At 66.6% G+C, this 15,156-nt stretch carries 16 protein-coding genes; 6 read left to right on the top strand and 10 right to left on the bottom strand.

Features of this window, described 5'->3' with window-relative positions:
- Positions 1–65: 65 nt before the first annotated feature.
- Positions 66–1,091, top strand: coding sequence for a GlxA family transcriptional regulator (locus ACK4HL_RS09805; protein ID WP_409759385.1), 1,026 nt, complete (start codon positions 66–68; stop codon positions 1,089–1,091).
- A 26-nt stretch (positions 1,092–1,117) separates the two neighbouring features.
- On the opposite strand, the gene ACK4HL_RS09810 is transcribed toward ACK4HL_RS09805, so the two are convergent.
- Together ACK4HL_RS09810 and ACK4HL_RS09815 are read right to left on the bottom strand one after the other, a co-directional pair.
- The gene (locus ACK4HL_RS09810; RefSeq protein ID WP_409759388.1) at positions 1,118–1,426 is read right to left on the bottom strand and encodes a DUF1330 domain-containing protein; all 309 of its coding nucleotides are present in this window, start codon (positions 1,424–1,426) and stop codon (positions 1,118–1,120) included.
- A 26-nt stretch (positions 1,427–1,452) separates the two neighbouring features.
- Complete coding sequence (locus ACK4HL_RS09815; RefSeq protein WP_409759391.1) at positions 1,453–3,003, bottom strand: winged helix-turn-helix domain-containing tetratricopeptide repeat protein; 1,551 nt, start codon at positions 3,001–3,003, stop codon at positions 1,453–1,455.
- Between the two features lie 148 nt (positions 3,004–3,151).
- Here ACK4HL_RS09815 and ACK4HL_RS09820 point away from each other — a divergent pair, with 148 nt between their 5' ends.
- The 5 genes from ACK4HL_RS09820 (at position 3,152) to ACK4HL_RS09840 (ending at position 7,919) form a co-directional block, all read left to right on the top strand.
- Positions 3,152–4,231, top strand: a complete 1,080-nt coding sequence (locus ACK4HL_RS09820) for a PLP-dependent cysteine synthase family protein (protein ID WP_409759394.1) — start codon at positions 3,152–3,154, stop codon at positions 4,229–4,231.
- 25 nt (positions 4,232–4,256) lie between these two features.
- On the top strand, positions 4,257–5,723 hold the full coding sequence (locus tag ACK4HL_RS09825) for a pyridoxal phosphate-dependent decarboxylase family protein (RefSeq protein ID WP_409759397.1): 1,467 nt from the start codon (positions 4,257–4,259) through the stop codon (positions 5,721–5,723).
- A gap of 146 nt (positions 5,724–5,869) precedes the next feature.
- Positions 5,870–6,256 carry a DUF488 domain-containing protein gene (locus ACK4HL_RS09830; RefSeq protein WP_409759400.1) on the top strand — a complete coding sequence of 129 codons (387 nt, stop codon included), beginning with the start codon at positions 5,870–5,872 and terminating at the stop codon, positions 6,254–6,256.
- Complete coding sequence (locus ACK4HL_RS09835) at positions 6,253–7,290, top strand: NAD(P)H-dependent flavin oxidoreductase (RefSeq protein ID WP_409759403.1); 1,038 nt, start codon at positions 6,253–6,255, stop codon at positions 7,288–7,290. Before ACK4HL_RS09830 ends, ACK4HL_RS09835 begins: the two co-directional genes overlap by 4 nt.
- Positions 7,287–7,919 (top strand): 5-formyltetrahydrofolate cyclo-ligase, encoded by a 633-nt coding sequence (locus tag ACK4HL_RS09840; protein WP_409759405.1) that lies wholly within the window; start codon positions 7,287–7,289, stop codon positions 7,917–7,919. The genes ACK4HL_RS09835 and ACK4HL_RS09840 overlap by 4 nt, the downstream gene beginning before the upstream one ends.
- Here the strand turns inward: ACK4HL_RS09840 and ACK4HL_RS09845 are convergent.
- From ACK4HL_RS09845 to ACK4HL_RS09880, 8 genes are all read right to left on the bottom strand, one after another.
- Positions 7,898–8,614, bottom strand: a complete 717-nt coding sequence (locus ACK4HL_RS09845; RefSeq protein WP_409759408.1) for a GNAT family N-acetyltransferase — start codon at positions 8,612–8,614, stop codon at positions 7,898–7,900. The two genes, ACK4HL_RS09840 and ACK4HL_RS09845, sit on opposite strands and share 22 nt — an antisense overlap.
- Positions 8,611–9,747 (bottom strand): o-succinylbenzoate synthase, encoded by a 1,137-nt coding sequence (menC, locus tag ACK4HL_RS09850; protein WP_409759411.1) that lies wholly within the window; start codon positions 9,745–9,747, stop codon positions 8,611–8,613. Before menC ends, ACK4HL_RS09845 begins: the two co-directional genes overlap by 4 nt.
- 134 nt (positions 9,748–9,881) lie before the next feature.
- The gene (locus ACK4HL_RS09855; protein WP_409759414.1) at positions 9,882–10,703 is read right to left on the bottom strand and encodes a hypothetical protein; all 822 of its coding nucleotides are present in this window, start codon (positions 10,701–10,703) and stop codon (positions 9,882–9,884) included.
- 7 nt (positions 10,704–10,710) lie between these two features.
- On the bottom strand, positions 10,711–11,133 hold the full coding sequence (locus tag ACK4HL_RS09860; RefSeq protein WP_409759417.1) for a phage holin family protein: 423 nt from the start codon (positions 11,131–11,133) through the stop codon (positions 10,711–10,713).
- A gap of 8 nt (positions 11,134–11,141) precedes the next feature.
- Positions 11,142–11,732 carry a YtxH domain-containing protein gene (locus ACK4HL_RS09865; RefSeq protein WP_409759420.1) on the bottom strand — a complete coding sequence of 197 codons (591 nt, stop codon included), beginning with the start codon at positions 11,730–11,732 and terminating at the stop codon, positions 11,142–11,144.
- 18 nt (positions 11,733–11,750) lie between these two features.
- Positions 11,751–12,731, bottom strand: a complete 981-nt coding sequence (locus ACK4HL_RS09870; RefSeq protein ID WP_409759423.1) for a DUF3618 domain-containing protein — start codon at positions 12,729–12,731, stop codon at positions 11,751–11,753.
- A gap of 153 nt (positions 12,732–12,884) precedes the next feature.
- On the bottom strand, positions 12,885–13,991 hold the full coding sequence (locus tag ACK4HL_RS09875) for an AI-2E family transporter (protein ID WP_409759426.1): 1,107 nt from the start codon (positions 13,989–13,991) through the stop codon (positions 12,885–12,887).
- Between the two features lie 124 nt (positions 13,992–14,115).
- Entirely contained in the window at positions 14,116–15,120 is a 1,005-nt protein-coding gene (locus tag ACK4HL_RS09880; RefSeq protein WP_409759429.1) for a sugar-binding protein, read from the bottom strand.
- Positions 15,121–15,156 lie beyond the last annotated feature (36 nt).

The raw sequence follows: 15,156 nt of genomic DNA on the forward strand, positions 1-15,156 counted from the left end.
CCACCCTAGTCGCTCGCGCCGCTACACGCTAAAGTCGATAGGACACGGAACAGGTCATTTGTGCCATGGCGAAGGTGCCTGAGCCATTGAAGGTCGCGGTGGTGGGGGTGCCGGAAGTGACGGCCTCCACGCTGTTCGGGATGTTCGACCTGTTTTCCTCTCCTGGCCGTGACTACCAGTTCATCACCCGCGGTGTTCCCGGAGAGCAGCGGATGATGCCTTACATCGTCGCGAGGAGTCAGCGGGCCTTTTCCGCGGCGAATGGCGTGCGCGTGACCCCGCATCACAGTTTCGCAACTGCTCCGCAGCCCGACATCGTGTGCATTCCGGATTTCTTCGTGAACCCGGGCGACAGCGTGGCGGGACAATACGCTCCCGAAGCGAAGTGGCTGCGCGAGGTGCATGCAAGAGGCGCGGTACTCGCCAGCGCATGCTCGGGTGCGGTGCTGCTCGGCGAGGCGGGGCTTCTCGCCAATTGCGACGCGACCATCCATTGGGGCTATGCGAAGACCCTTACCAACAACTATCCCGGCGTGAAGGTGTACCTCAACCAGCCGCTGGTGATGAGCGGCCAGGCGCAGCGCATTGTCATGGCGGGGGGCGGCACCAGCTGGCAGGATCTTGCACTTTATCTCATCGCGCGGCACGTCGGACTGAAGGAGGCGATCGAGGTCGCCAAGACCTACATGCTGGAGTGGCACGAGCTGGGCCAGCAGCCCTTCGCCACGCTGCTGTCCTTCCGCCAGACGGGTGATGCGGTGATCAACAGGTGCCAGTCCTGGGTGGCGGAGAATTACCGAACTGCCTCTCCCGTGGCCGCCCTGGTGGAGGTTTCCGGCCTCACCAAGAGGACATTCATGCGGAGGTTCCAGGAGGCCACGGGGATGACGCCGCTCGACTATGTGCACGCCCTGAGACTCGAGGAAGCAAAGCAGATGCTCGAGACGGGAGATGAGAGCATCGAGTCCATCGCCAACGAGGTGGGTTATGAGGACACGAGTTTCTTCGGCCGTCTCTTCCGCCGAAAGGTGGGGCTTGCGCCCGGCGAATACCGCCTGCGCTTCGGCGCGCTTCGCAAGGTCTTACGTTAGTTCGAACCCTCGTTCCGCCGAATTCATCAGTCAGACGGCTGAGCACCTTCATAACCGGCCACGATCGCCAGATCCATGACGGAGCGGCCCTTCCTCAAGGCAATCGCGTCCGCGTATTCAGGTGATCCGTAGCAATCGAGCGCAGCCTGGTAGGTCGGAAATTCGATGACGACGACGCGGGAGCGCGGGCTGCCCTCGGGGGCCTCGCGCGGGCCGCCGCGCACGAGGAAGCGGCCGCCATATTTACGGAATGCCCGGGCATTCTCGGCGATGTAGGCCTTGTAACCTTCAGGATCATGCACATCGGCGAATGCGACCCAGTAACCTCTCGGCATGGCGGCCCCTCTCCTTTTGGCGGTTGTCAGAACCCGAGGCGCGCGAGTTCCGCCTCGATGCGCGACCTGGCATTACCGTCACGAATCGGGAAGGCGGCGCGGAATTGCGCGGCATCCGCCCCGGGCTTGCGTCGGCGCGCCTCCTGGGACCAGCGCTCGGCCTGCTGGCGACGGCCGTCGAGGCCGTTCGCCACGGCGGCGATCATCGCGATGAGGTGATGCGCGCCCGGCGTCGACGCGGCTCGATCTCCCCAGCGCGCGGCGGCGCGCGTGTCGCCCGCCTGGAGCAGGGTTAGCGTGCGCACGCCATACATGCCGTAGAGAAGAGGGTCGAGCGGGCTGAGCAACAGCGCGGTGTCGAGACTTGCGTTCACCTCCTCCGCATTTCCCGTCAGCATGGAGGTGAAGGCGCGGGCATAGAATCCCTGCGCATAGTTGGGGTTGAGTTCCACCGCGCGCTGCAGCCAGCCGCGTGCCGCCTCGGGCTCGGCCGTGAGCCAGAAGGAGCGGCCCATGTTGAAGTGGGTGAAGGGGTCGAGCGGGTCGAGCTCCATGGCGCGCTCGGCATGGCGGCGCGACTGAAGAGCCGCGGCGGGCGCCTCCGGGCCCAACTGCAGAAAGGCCTCGAGGAAGCTCGTGAAGGACAGCCCGGCATGGGCGCGCGCGAAATGGGGGTCGACCGCCACGGCGCGCTCGAAATGCTGTCGCGCCTGGAGGACAGCGTCGGCCGTGAAACGGTAGAGCTGGTGCAGACCGAGGTGGAAATTGGCCCAGGCATCGAGCCGCTCCGTGCCCCGGAGCGTGGCACCCCGCGCCTCGTTCTCGGGAACGTGAAGGTCGAGCGCCGCCACGACGCGGACGACGATGCGCTTGCGCAGATCCTCGATGCCGTCGAGCGGGGCGGACAGGCGGTCGCCCCAGATCACTTCGTTGCGGCCCGCATCCGCAAGTTCGAGCGTCACGGCGACAGTGCTGCCGCTCGCCTCGATGAGGCCCGAGAGCACGTAACGGGCTCCGAGGGCCGTGCCGACGAGCTCGAGTTCCGGCTCACGGAATCGGAAGGAGGAGCCGCGTGCGATCACCGCAAGCCAGCGCAGCCGCGACAGGGCCTGGATGATCTCGTGCGGAATTGCATGGGAGAGAATGGCGAGCTCCGGAGCCACCGCAAGCGGGCGGAAGGGGAGGACGGCAATCGAGGGCCGGGTCAGTTCCGCCGCGTTCGCAAGTTGGGGCTGAGGCGCCTCTTCGCTCTCCGAGGCGACGGAGGCAGTCTCGTGCAGCGGGGCGACGAAACGGTAGCCGCGGCCGTGAATGGTACGGACAACCTCCTGCCGCTTGCCATCGTCGCCCACCGCCTGCCGCGCCGAGCGGATGCGGCTTGCGATGCTGGCATCGGATGCAATTCCGCCGTTCCAGATCGCGGCGACGATCTCGTCCTTGCTCACCATGCGCTCGCGGTGGCGCACGAGGTGGATGAGAAGCGCCAGCACCTGAGGCTCGAGCCGGACCGGCGCGCCGCCACAGGTCAGCTCGAAGCGGTCCGGGTCGATGCAATATGCGCCGAAGGTCCAAACCATGCCAAAGGATACTCCAGAAAAGAGAATTTCTGCATGAATTCTTCAGGAATGCATCAAGCAAGGGGCCGCTTCGGAGCGTAGTTTCCCCCTTGAAGGGCAACGGAGCTTCCGCTGCCCACCCGTCCCATTCAACCTCAGGAGGAACGACATGGATGCAAGGGCCATTCGCACAACGTCAGGCCGTGGTCGCCTGTTCGACAGCATTCTCGAGACGATCGGCAACACGCCGGCGATCCGGGTGAACAACCTCGCGCCAGCAGGCGTGAGGCTCTATGTGAAGGCGGAGTTCTTCAACCCAGCAGCATCCGTCAAGGACCGCCTGGCCATCAGCATCATCGAGGCCGCGGAGCGGTCCGGGGCGCTGAAGCCGGGCCAGACGGTGGTGGAGGCGACGAGCGGCAACACCGGAATAGGCCTTGCCATGGTGTGCGCGCAGAAGGGCTATCCGCTGGTCGTCACGATGGCGGACAGCTTCTCGGTGGAGCGCCGCCGGCTGATGCGCATGCTGGGAGCGAAGGTCGTGCTCACGCCACGGACCGAAAAGGGCACCGGCATGTACATGAAGGCGGTGGAGCTTGCCGAGAAGCACGGCTGGTTCCTGGCCCGGCAGTTCGAAACGCCGGCCAACGCCGACATCCACGAGGCGACCACGGCGCGCGAGATCATCGGCGATTTCGCAGGCGACAGGCTGGACTACGTGGTGACCGGCTATGGGACCGGCGGCACGGTGACCGGGCTGGCGCGCGTGCTCCGCCGGGAACGGCCGGAGACGAAGATCATTCTCTCCGAACCTGCCAATGCCGCGCTCGTCAGCAGCGGTACCGCGCAGGAGCGGGGTGCCGACGGGTCGCCCAAGTCAAGCCATCCGGCCTTCCAGCCGCACCCGATACAAGGCTGGACGCCCGACTTCATCCCCTTGGTGCTCCAGGAGGCCCTCGACAACGGCGGCTATGACGAGCTGATCCCCGTTTCAGGCGCCGACGGCATGGCATGGGCGAAGAAACTCGCCTCCCGCGAGGGAATCCTCACCGGCGTTTCTGGGGGGGCAAGCATTGCCGTCGCCATGCATGTCGCCGAACGCGCCGCGCCTGGTTCCGTCATCCTCGCGATGCTCCCGGATACGGGCGAGCGCTACTTGAGCACCCCGCTCTTCGAATCCATTCCCGAGGGCATGGATGAAGAGGAACGGTCGCTCTCGGAATCAACACCCGGATATCGCATCGCGTGATCAATCCGAACACGGAGAAATGTCCATGAACATCGACCCTCGCCTCACCGGTGGTGACGGACTCGACCCTGCCGACTGGGCGGACTCCGCCGCTGCAGCCCATCGCATGGTTGATTATGCGGTCACCCGCCTCCGGGAGGCGGGTGACCGGCCTGTCTGGCAGCCGATGCCGGAGAGGGTGCGCGCCGCATACGACGCCCCTCTCCCGCATGGACCCCAGCCTCTGTCCGGCATCCTGGACGAAATGCAGCGCAACCTCTTCCCCTACGCCATGGGGAACATTCATCCGCGCTTCTGGGGCTGGTACATGGGGTCGGGCGACTTCACGGGAGCACTGGGCGACTTCCTCGCGGCGATCGACGGCTCGAATCTCGGAGGCGGCGACACGGCGGCAAGCCTTGTCGACCAGCAGGTGACGCGCTGGATCGTTGAGATGACGGGCTTTCCGGCAGGAGCAAGCGCAGCGCTGGTGAGCGGCGGTTCTATGGCCAACATCGTAGGGCTGACGGCGGCACGAAACGCCATGGCGGGCGTCGATCTCCATCACGAGAGCGTTGCCGACATCCCCGCTCCCTTGCGCTTCTACGCCTCCGACCAGGTTCACAGCTGCCACATGAAGGCAATGAACCTGCTCGGTCTCGGCAGCAAGGCGCTGCGCAAGGTAGCCTCGGACGGTGCGCTGCGCATGGATGTCGAGGCATTGCGCGCGGTGATCGCCGAGGACCGGGCCAAGGGCCTACGGCCGGCCTGCGTGATCGCCACCGCCGGCACCACCAATACCGGCGCCATCGACCCACTGCCCGCCATCGCTGATCTTTGCCGCGAGGAGGGCCTCTGGCTTCACATCGACGGCTGCATCGGCGCGCTGATCGCGCTCGCACCCGGGCACAGGCACATGATCGCGGGGATGGAGCGGGCAGACTCGCTGGCCCTCGATCTCCACAAGTGGCTGCATGCGCCTTTCGACGTCGGATGCGCCGTGCTGCGCGACCGCGAGCTCCACCGCAGCACCTTCGCCGAGCACGCCGAATACCTCACGCAGGCGAAGCGCGGCTTGTCGGCGGGAGAGTTCCTCTTCGACTACACCCTGGAGACCACCCGCGGCTTTCGGGCGCTGAAGGTGTGGATGATGCTGAAGCATCACGGTGCCGACGCCTTCGGCAGGCTGATCGACCGCAACATCGAACAGGCGCGGCACCTCGCGGCGCTGGTCAGGGCCAGCGGGAAGCTCGAGCTCATGGCTCCCGTGGAGACATCGATCGTCTGCTTCCGGCACAATCCCGGCGGAATGGACGAGGATTCGCTTCGCGCCCACAACACGGAGATCCTGTTGCGCCTGCAGGAGAACGGCATCGCCGTGCCGTCCGACACGACGATCCGCGGCCGCTATTGCCTGCGCGTGGCGATCTGCAACCATCGCACCCGTAACGAGGACCTCGACCTCCTCGTCAGCGAGGTGCTGCGGATCGGCGATGAGGTGGCTTCAGCCTGACACGGCGCAGTTGTGTGCCGCCTCGCCCTTGCGAAGAACACGGAGCAGCCATGCCGGAAGCGACAGCTCTCACTGTTGCCGCATGCATGGCCGAGCCATAAAGTCTCTCCGGCCAATACGTTCGGCACGGCAGCTGGAAGGGCGATGTGAGGGACGATCAGGCTCGCATTGAAGTCGGCCGCGTCTACGATCCTCTGGATCATTCGGGTGCCTTGCGCCTGCTCGTGGACAGGCTGTGGCCGCGCGGGGTTTCGCGGCAGGAGCTGCAGCTCGAAGCCTGGATACCGCAGGTGGCGCCGAGCACGGAGCTGCGCAAGTGGTTCGCACATGATGTGAGGAAATGGCCGGAACTCCAGCAGCGTTACCGCGCCGAGCTCGCCGCCAATCCCGACGCCGTGGAACACTGCCTTGCATGGTGCCGGAAGGGGCAAGTGCGGCTCCTCTATGCCGCCCGCGACCGCACGCAAAACCACGCCGTCGTGCTGCGCCAGTATCTCGAGGAACAGATCACCAGGAAGGATCGACCGAAATGAGAGGCACCCCAGCACTTCGCACGCCGCTTTGCAGCCTGCTCGGCTGTGACTTTCCCGTGCTTCTCGCCGGAATGGGTGGCGTCTCGCGCTGGGAACTCGCCGCCGCAGTAGCCGAGGCGGGTGGCTATGCCATGCTCGGCATGGTGCGGGAAGATCCCGCCCTCATCGCCAGCGAAGTACAGGCCCTGCGGCAGGCGACGGCCCGCCGCTTCGCCGTGAACGTCATCCCCGCGGCGACCGAGCAGGGCCTGCTCGATCGCCAGATCGCGACCTGTCTCGAACTCGGCGTCACCGACTTCACATTTTTCTGGGATGTGGTTCCGGATGCGGTGAGCCGGGTGAAACGGCATGGCTGTTTCCTCCTGCACCAGGTCGGCACGCTGGAGGCGGCCCGGCAGGCGGAAGACGCTGGCGCCGACGTCCTGATCGCACAAGGTGTCGAGGCCGGAGGGCACGTGCACGGTCGCACCGGAACGCTGGCGCTGGTCGAGCAGATCGTCGGCAGAACGCGCCTGCCGGTGGTGGCTTCGGGCGGCATCGCGACGGGAGCGGGGCTGGCGGCGGCGCTGAGTCTCGGTGCGCAGGGGGTGCAGTGCGGCACCGCCTTCCTCGCCACGACGGAGTCATTCGCGCATGACTACCACAAGCGCCGCATCGTTGAAGCGGGCGCCGAGGATACCGTTCTCACCGATGTCTTCGTCCTCAACTGGCCTGCCCATGCCGCGGTGCGCGTGATCGCCAACAGCATCACCGCAAAGCTCGGCTTCACGCTCCTGGGGCATGATCCGGAGAGCCTGCCGCGCGAAATCATCGCCCATGAGGGCGAGCGTCCGCTCCATCGCTACAGCACCGATTCCCCTCTGCGCATCACCACGGGCGATCTGGAGGCGATGGCGCTCTACGCGGGCCAAGGCGTTGGCGCAATAAAGGACATCGTGCCCGCGGGAGAGCGCCTGCGGCGGATCGTGGGCGAGGCCGAGGAATGCCTGGCCCGGCTGTCGCAGAAGGACTATGCGGAGGCGAGCGAGGCATGAGCGGGGGGGGTCCCGCCGATCTCCCCGGATGGCGGAGTGGCGAACGCAAGAGGCTCCGCGCCGAGCGGCTGGCGGTCTCCGCCGAAGAGCGCGGCATGCTTGCCCATGAGATCGCCCGCCATCTCGACCGCCTGGTGGCGGAGCAACTCGGCTCCGTGGCGGGCCGCGTGATCTCCGGCTACTGGCCGATCAAGGCAGAGCCCGACCTCCGCTTCTGGATGGAGGCGATGAGCGGGCGCGGGGCCTGCATGGCGCTTCCCGTGGTGGAGGTGCCGTCAAGCCCGCTCGTCTTTCGGGCCTGGGCGCCTGGCGCACGCATGGAGCGGGGACACTGGAACATCCCGGTCCCCTCCTCCGACGCAGAGCGGCTGGTGCCGGAGATTGCGCTCGCGCCCCTCGTGGGATGGGACGGCCAGGGCTTTCGCCTGGGCTATGGCGGCGGCTATTTCGACCGCACGCTCGCGGCCCTCTCGCCCCGACCCTTCGTCATCGGCGTCGGGCTGCAATCGAGCCGGATCGACACGATCTTTCCCCAGCGCCATGACATCAGGCTCGACGCAATCGTGACGGAAGAGGGCCTGCAGTGGCTAGCTGGGCCTGCGAGCCTTCAGCGCGGCGTCAGCACATAGGCGAACTCAGCGGCATCATAGCCGGTGATCGCATGGCCTTCGGCGAAGGCGCGCATCAGTTCATCGCGCACGCGCTGGCGATGCGCAAGGGCTGCGGAGTAGTCCTCCTTGAGCAGCCTGTCGAGATCGGGCGGGATGGCGACGCGCCGGACGTTCCGCGCCGCGGGCATGGGCAAAGCCCCGTCACGCGCAAGCGCCGTGGCACGCTCGCTGCCGAGGCGCCATTCCGCGAGCAGCCGGTCGGAGGGCAATCCCGCATTGATGCCCTTCATCTCCCCATAGTAATCCTTGAAATAGGTGAAGACCTCGGCGCCGAGCCTTGCGATGTTGAGATGCGCATTGGTATGGCGCAGGGGATCGAAGGTCCAGCGCACGAGCGTGATTCCGCGGGCCATGCACCATTCGCGCTGATAGCGCTTGAGACGGAGCGCCAATCCCTCGCCGCGGGCGCGCGGGTGAACGGCCAGCCGGTGCGAATGCTGCGCATGGGGCTCGCGCGTGGGGAAGCCGAACACATAACCCATCAGATCGCCGCCCGCGAATGCGCCGGCGACCAGTCCGCCCTCATGCTGGATCACCATCATCAGGTCCGCAGGGTCCTCCTTGTCTCCCTCTCCCCACACCGTGCGCTGCAAGGCCTCCGCGGCGAAGAACTCCTCCATGCCCGCGAGGTCGCGAATGATGATGCCGCTCACGAGGGAAAACGCTCCGTGCGCGCCGTCACCGTGTCGAGGAATTTCCAGTCGAGCGTCACGCCGATGCCGGGACCCTGCGGCACCGGCATCACGCCGTCGTGCGTTTCGAGCGGCTCATTCACGATGTCGCGGGCGAAGTAGCGGCTGGCGCTCGATGTGTCGCCGGGTTTGGTGAAGTTGGGGAGCGTCGAAAGATGGATGTTGTGGGCGCGGCCGATCCCGGCTTCGAGCATGCCGCCGCACCACACGGGAAGCGACCATGCGGCCGTCACGTCATGGATGCGGCGCGCCTCGAGATGGCCGCCCACCCGGCCGACCTTGATGTTGATGACGCGCGCCGCGCCGCTGGCCAGCGCCTTGCGCGTATCGGCCGCACTGCGGATCGACTCGTCGAGGCAGATCGCCGTCTTCAGCCGTGCCTGCAGCGTGGCGTGGTCATGAATGTCGTTCCAGGCGAGCGGCTGCTCGATGTAGTCGAGCCCGAATTCATCCAGCGCCAGCATCACGTCCATGTCGGCCAGCGTATAGGCGCTATTGGCGTCCACCGTGAGATGAGCGTCCGGCAGAACCTTGCGCACCGCGCCGACCAGCGCGATATCGTGGCCGGGCATGATCTTGAGCTTGATCCGCCTGTAGCCGAGCGCAAGGTGCTTCTCGGCACGTGCGACCGTATCTGCCACCGTGCCGATGCCGAGCGAAACGCCGACTTCCACGCCCTCCTTCTCACCGCCAAGCAGCGCCTTGAGGGGAAGGCCCAGCGATTTCGCCCAAAGGTCCCAGAGGGCCATCTCGACCACGGCCTTGGTCATGTAGTGGCCGCGCCAGGGCGACAGCAGACTCTCCACCGCAGCGGGGCTGGCGAAGCGCCGGCCGACGATCTGCGGCAGAAGGACGTCGCGCAGCAGCGCCATGCCGCTCGGTATCGTCTCCTCGAGATAATCCGGCAGCGGGTCCATCACCGCCTCGGCATAGCCTTCGAGCCCCCCGCTTCTCAGGATGAGGAGCGGAAACACCTTCTCTTGCATGGTGCCGGTTGCGATGGTGAATGGTGTGAGCAGCGGCAGGCGGACAAGCCGGAGCTCGGCGCTCTCAATCCTGAGCGCGGGCGTTTCCGGTGCAGCGGGCGGTTTCAATCCGGTCCTCCGGGAGAAAGGGACGAGAGCCGGAGCTTATGCAGCTTCCTCGCCGGTTTTTCCAGAGCGGTCTCTTGCACATGAAAAGGAGCGCCGGTTCGGCGCTCCCCTTCCTTGACCCAATGTCGTGCGGTCTACTGGAGGCCGGTTCTCGAGCGGAAATCGGAGGCTGTCTCCTTGAGGGATTGGCCGCCCAGGCCGTGCTGACGCGCCTCCTCGGCCGCGGCGCCGGCAATGTCCTTTGCCTGCCCGACCACGTCGGCCGCCTTGTCGTGGAGCGTTTCGCTGGCATTCCCCAGCATTTGCCGCTCGCGCGTCGTCATCGGAAGCGAGGCGGCGAGGCCCGCCCCGATGGCGAGGCCGGCAACGCCGATCGCGACGGGATGACGTTCGAAGAGGTCCTGCATGTTGTGCTGGACCATGCGGAGCGAGAACGGGCGGATGCGCCTGCCGCTCTCCCAGCCGGTATGCGTATCCGTGTCCCACGCCTCGCGTGTCGCGGCGGCGTTTCGATACTCCGACTCGGCATCGACGCCCCTCACGCTGCCGCGCACGTAGTCGCTGACCTGCCCGGCGGCATCGCCGATGCGTTCGGCAGCACCGCTGACCGTGCCGGCGACACCGCTCGCGGCTGACGAGACACCGGAAGACACGGCGCTGCCGACGCGGCTCGCGGCATGCGCTGCGCCATGTCCAAGATCAGAGGCGCCATGGGAGACTGTGCCGATCAGCGACCGCTTGCCATGGCCGCCGGCGAGCGAGGTGCGGTTCCCGCCCATGTAGAGCCACAGCGCGCCCATGCCGATCAGGGCGGCCGACATCGGATTGTCGCGCACCGCGTCGGTGAGCGCACCGATGAAATCGCCCCGGCGTGGGCCGCGGTGGGCGGGGGCGCGCATCGCGGGGGCGCTGGCGGCGTAGTCCCTTCCGAACCGATCCTTCTGGTATTGTGTCATCTTGGCCTCAAATATGTTCCTTCATCGTGGCTGCATCCCGATGAAGCTGGTTGATCGTGCGGTTCGGCATGAGGGCGTCAGCCCTCAGGCGGTTCAAGCCGACCTTGGCGAGAATGCCGGCGATGATGAAGCCGATGACCGCGGTGATGAGATAGGAGAGCGAAGCCGCAAGCCCCATCTCCACCAGGAAGGCGGCGAGCGCCATCATCAGCAGGAAGAGGCTGGGAAGGGCGACGACCGCCGCGACCCCGAGCATGGCGCTGCCCCGCGCGGCCTGCTTGGCCTTGTCCGACACCTCGGCGCGGGCGAGGGCTACCTCGCTGCGCACCAGGCGGGAGAATTGCTGGAGAGCGTCGGAGATCAACTCCGAGACCGGCTTGCTGTCGAGCGGCCGCTCGTCCATGCGGCGGTTTTCGTAGACCGATGCCATGGCGTGCCTCACATGCCGCTGCCGGAACCCGGGTAACGGGTCTCGCCGGCCTGGGGCGCACCGTAGCGGCCGGTGTCAACGGCCTCCTCGTCATCCCACATGCCGCTCTCGCCGCCTGACGATCTCTGCGCCGAAGCCGGAGAGCCGCTGCGCAGGAAGCGAACGGCGGCGAAGCCCGCGAGGAAGCTCATGCCGAGGAAGGCCGTGGGCTGACGCCGCGCAAAGGACTGCACGTCGGCCATCATCTGGCCGATGTCGCGGCGGCGGAGCGAGTCCGACATGGTTTCCATCTGATCGGCGGCATAGCGGATGTAGTGAGCGGCCTGCGGCATCTGCTCTTCGAACTCGCCGGCCGCGCGGCGAACCGATCCCGCCATGTCGGTCACGAAGTCGGCCCCGGCGCGCTTCTGCTGCTCGGCCGTGTTCATGAGCTTCTCGCCGGCCTTGGAGGCGACGTTCTTCATGCCGCCCGACATTCCACCGGATTCGCCGAAGCCCTGGCCGGAACCGGGCTCTTCCATCGCGCCGCCCATGCCCTGCTGGGAATCGCCCATGCCCGAGCCGAAGGAGGAATGCTGCGTGTTGCCATTGTTGTTCATGTCATTGATCTCCCGATGTCAGTTCGTCTGGTTGCGCGGAGAACGCCCGGGGCGCGGCTTCGGTTGCCTCATCGTCCCGTTCTCGAATGTCTGGTCGACGGCGTCGCGGACGGCATCCGAGGCGGCACGGACGGTGTCGCGTGCGACGTCCGGGCTCAGGCCCTCCTCCTTCACGCCGGCCGCCGCAGTCTCGTAGATGTTGCGGGCCGCCGTCTTGGCCTGGTCGAGGCCCTCAGACGCCACCTGTTGCGTCCGGCGCCTCACCTCTTCGCTCGTACGGCCCATGAGCCGGTTTTCCTGGCGGGTCACGGGAAGGGCGGAGGCGACGAGGCTGCCGATCGCGAAGGCGAGGCCGCCGACGAGCAGCGGATAGCGCTCGATGGTCTCTCCCATCGTCTCGCGGGTGCGAACATAGCTGTCGCTGGCCTGGCGCATCGCGCCGGATGCGGCCTCGCCGCCGCTGCGGTAGGTATCGTGCAACATGTCGGAGGCGGTGGTCTTCGCATCCGTGGCCATGTCTCGCACGCTGCTGATGGTGTCGCTCACCTTCTCGGAGATCTGGTGGCCGATGTTGCTCACCTTCTCCTTGGCAGTGGCGGCGATGGAGCCGCCTTCCTCGCCATGGAGGTGCGCGGGATCGCCGGGGCGCTGGTAACCCTCGCCGAGGCTGGTGGACCGATGGCTGTTGCCGCGGCCCGAGAGCGCCAGCCCGGCGCCGATCATCAGGAGCGGGGCCGGCACGCTGCCGATCAGCCGCCAGAGCGGGTAGGCGATGCCGGCGGCGATCGCCACGGCCTGGAGCGGGTTTTCCCGCGCCCGCGCCTCGATGCTGTGGAGCATGTGCTGGCTGCGGTCGCGGGCGTAGTTGCGCATGTCCTCCTTGAGCGTCTGGGGAGATACGCGGTTGTGCAATTCGTCGACGGTCTGGGCGAGTTCGGCGCGGCTGCTCTCAGCCTGCCTCTCGAGATCCGTGAGGGAGTCGCCATGGGTGGTCGCCATCTCGTTCCTCGGTGCTGTTTCATGCTGACGGGACTTCAACTCCAGGAAGCGCGCTTCGTTCCGTGCCGGGAGAAAATCGCTCCCCGCACCAGCTCCCCAAAGCACGGCAACAGCAGGCCGGAACGACGGTTCCGGCCGGCAGGCGGCGAGGGGTCAGGCTGCAGGCGGGGACTCTTCCGCGGCGAGGCGCTGCCCCCGCCATGCGGCCAGCAGGTCATAGGCCACCGCCAGCAGCGTGGGCCCGATGAAGAGGCCGAGGAAGCCGAAGGAGATGAAGCCGCCGAAGACGCCGAGGATCACGAGCATGATCGGCAACTTCATGCGCGCCCCGATGAGCAGGGGCTTGAGGAGGTTGTCCACGAAGGTGACGAAGATGCCCCACACCACCACGAACCAGAAAGCCAGTCCGGTGCCGGACGTGGTATAGAGCCACCAGGCCGCCCCGCCCCACACGATGTTGATGAGAACCCCGCCGAACTGGCTGATGGCCAGGATGAGCGTGACGAAGCCCAGGGGTGCGGCGCCGGGGACCCCGACGATCAGGAGGCCGAGGCCCATGAGGACGCCCTGGATCGCAGCAGTGCCCACGATGCCATAGAAGACGCCGCGCACCGCGTTGCCGGCGACGTCGGTGAGATCCGCGAGCTTGCTTCCGCCCAGTTGCGCCAGGCTGTCACGCAGGACCTGCACGATGGCGCCACCGCCTGCCCAGAAGCTGGTGGCGACGATCAGTGCGACGGCCAGATGCACGACGCTGCTGGCAAGGCCCACCGCTGCGTCGGTGAGGAATTTCCGGAGGGGCTCCGCATAGGAAACCAGCATCGCCTGCGCCTCTGGCGTCTGGTGAAGGATGGCCTCCCACTGCGTGGCGAGCTTGCCGCCGACGAAGGGAAGCCCGGTGATCCAGGCCGGCAGCTGCGGCGAGGTCGCAAGCCATGCCGAGCCGCGCTCGACGAGCGCCTTGACCTCGAGGGCGAGCCCGGGGGCGGACAGCACGACAGGAAGAAGCACGAAGAGCAGCAGTGCGGCCAGCATGATCACTGCTGCGAGCGTCCCGGAAAGCCCGGCCCTCACCAGCCAGGCCCTGACAGGCCAGGCGGCAATCGCCAGGATGCAGCCGAACACGAGACCGATGGCGAAGGGCTTGAGCACGAGATAGACGCCCGCCAGAAGCAGGCTGAACAGGAGAAGCAGGGCGAATTTTTCCGTCAGCGCGGCGGGCCCCGCGCGGTCCTGCCTCTCGCCTCCAGGCTGCTCCATCCTGATCTCCCTTACCGAAGGATGCGGCAGGTTTAGCACGTTCGGAGGCGAAGGAGTACCTCCGGAACGCAAAGAAGGCAGGGCTTGACGCCCTGCCTTCCGAGGTGAGGATGCGCCTGCGAGCCTACTTCGCGATGCAGGTGTCGGCAGTCTCGGGCGTGCAGATGTCGAGGCCGGTATAGGTGGGATCGGCCGGAGGCGCCTTGCCGTCCTTCATGTCGCGCAGGGCGTTCATCGTCTTGTAGCCCATCTCGAACGGCCGCTGGCCGACCTGGCCAAGCGACAGGCCTTCCTTCATCTGCTCGATCTGCACGGGCAGCGTGTCGGCCACGACGAGCGCGAGCGACTTCGAGGCGATCTTGTCCTTGTACTTGCCCACCGCGGCGCGGTTGGCGTCCGGGATGAACTGAGGGAAGCCGCCCGTCGGCACGAAGGCGTCGACGTTCGGGTTCTTCGCCATGAAGTCCTCGAACTGCTGGACGGCGCGCGGGAAGTCGTCGTCGGTGTAGAGCGGGCAGCCCTCGGCCTCGGTCCAGCCGCCCTGGCCGGTCAGCGGGTCGCCCGGCGAGGCAGCCGACTTGGTGCCGGAGAGCTCGTCGCGGATGCCCTGCATGCGCTCATTGTGGTTGGCCGCGGCCGCACCGCCGGACTGGATGCAGACCGTGCCGCCATTGGGCTTGATCGCCTTGATCAGCTTGGCGAGATTGGTGCCGATCTCGTAGTTGTGCGTGCCGATGTAGGCGACGCGGAGATCCTTGTTCTCGGGGAGCAGGTCCGAGTCCCAGGTGAGGACGGGAATGCCGGCTTCCTTGGCTGCCTGAAGCGCCACAGCCATGGCCGCGGCGTTGGACGGCGACACGGCGATGCCGTCCACCTTCTTGGCCACGAGATCCTGGACGATGGCCACCTGCTCGTCGCCGCCGCCATGCTCGCCGGGGCCGATGTACATGCATTCGAAGGCGCCGTTCGATTCCGCTTCCGCCTTCTTGCAGCCGTCGCGGGCCTGGTCGAAGAAGGGGTTGTTCATGTTCTTCGGCACCAGCGCGAAAGTGTATTTCGCCTGGGCGGCCGAGACCGCCATGGTCATGGCGCCCAGTGCCACCGCCGCGGTCATCAGGAATTTCTTCATCGCACTTTTCCTCCACATTTGGTTTTCACTGTTCTC

Source organism: Aestuariivirga sp. (genome assembly GCF_046294715.1).
Lineage (GTDB): Bacteria > Pseudomonadota > Alphaproteobacteria > Rhizobiales > Aestuariivirgaceae > Aestuariivirga.

Excerpts from the sequence above, each read along its gene's own strand:
- ACK4HL_RS09805 (WP_409759385.1), top strand. The coding sequence starts at position 66 with ATGGCGAAGGTGCCTGAGCCATTGAAGGTCGCGGTGGTGGGGGTGCCG.
- ACK4HL_RS09810 (WP_409759388.1), bottom strand. The coding sequence starts at position 1,426 with ATGCCGAGAGGTTACTGGGTCGCATTCGCCGATGTGCATGATCCTGAA.
- ACK4HL_RS09815 (WP_409759391.1), bottom strand. The coding sequence starts at position 3,003 with ATGGTTTGGACCTTCGGCGCATATTGCATCGACCCGGACCGCTTCGAG.
- ACK4HL_RS09820 (WP_409759394.1), top strand. The coding sequence starts at position 3,152 with ATGGATGCAAGGGCCATTCGCACAACGTCAGGCCGTGGTCGCCTGTTC.
- ACK4HL_RS09825 (WP_409759397.1), top strand. The coding sequence starts at position 4,257 with ATGAACATCGACCCTCGCCTCACCGGTGGTGACGGACTCGACCCTGCC.
- ACK4HL_RS09835 (WP_409759403.1), top strand. The coding sequence starts at position 6,253 with ATGAGAGGCACCCCAGCACTTCGCACGCCGCTTTGCAGCCTGCTCGGC.
- ACK4HL_RS09840 (WP_409759405.1), top strand. The coding sequence starts at position 7,287 with ATGAGCGGGGGGGGTCCCGCCGATCTCCCCGGATGGCGGAGTGGCGAA.
- ACK4HL_RS09855 (WP_409759414.1), bottom strand. The coding sequence starts at position 10,703 with ATGACACAATACCAGAAGGATCGGTTCGGAAGGGACTACGCCGCCAGC.
- ACK4HL_RS09860 (WP_409759417.1), bottom strand. The coding sequence starts at position 11,133 with ATGGCATCGGTCTACGAAAACCGCCGCATGGACGAGCGGCCGCTCGAC.
- ACK4HL_RS09865 (WP_409759420.1), bottom strand. The coding sequence starts at position 11,732 with ATGAACAACAATGGCAACACGCAGCATTCCTCCTTCGGCTCGGGCATG.
- ACK4HL_RS09870 (WP_409759423.1), bottom strand. The coding sequence starts at position 12,731 with ATGGCGACCACCCATGGCGACTCCCTCACGGATCTCGAGAGGCAGGCT.
- ACK4HL_RS09875 (WP_409759426.1), bottom strand. The coding sequence starts at position 13,991 with ATGGAGCAGCCTGGAGGCGAGAGGCAGGACCGCGCGGGGCCCGCCGCG.
- ACK4HL_RS09880 (WP_409759429.1), bottom strand. The coding sequence starts at position 15,120 with ATGAAGAAATTCCTGATGACCGCGGCGGTGGCACTGGGCGCCATGACC.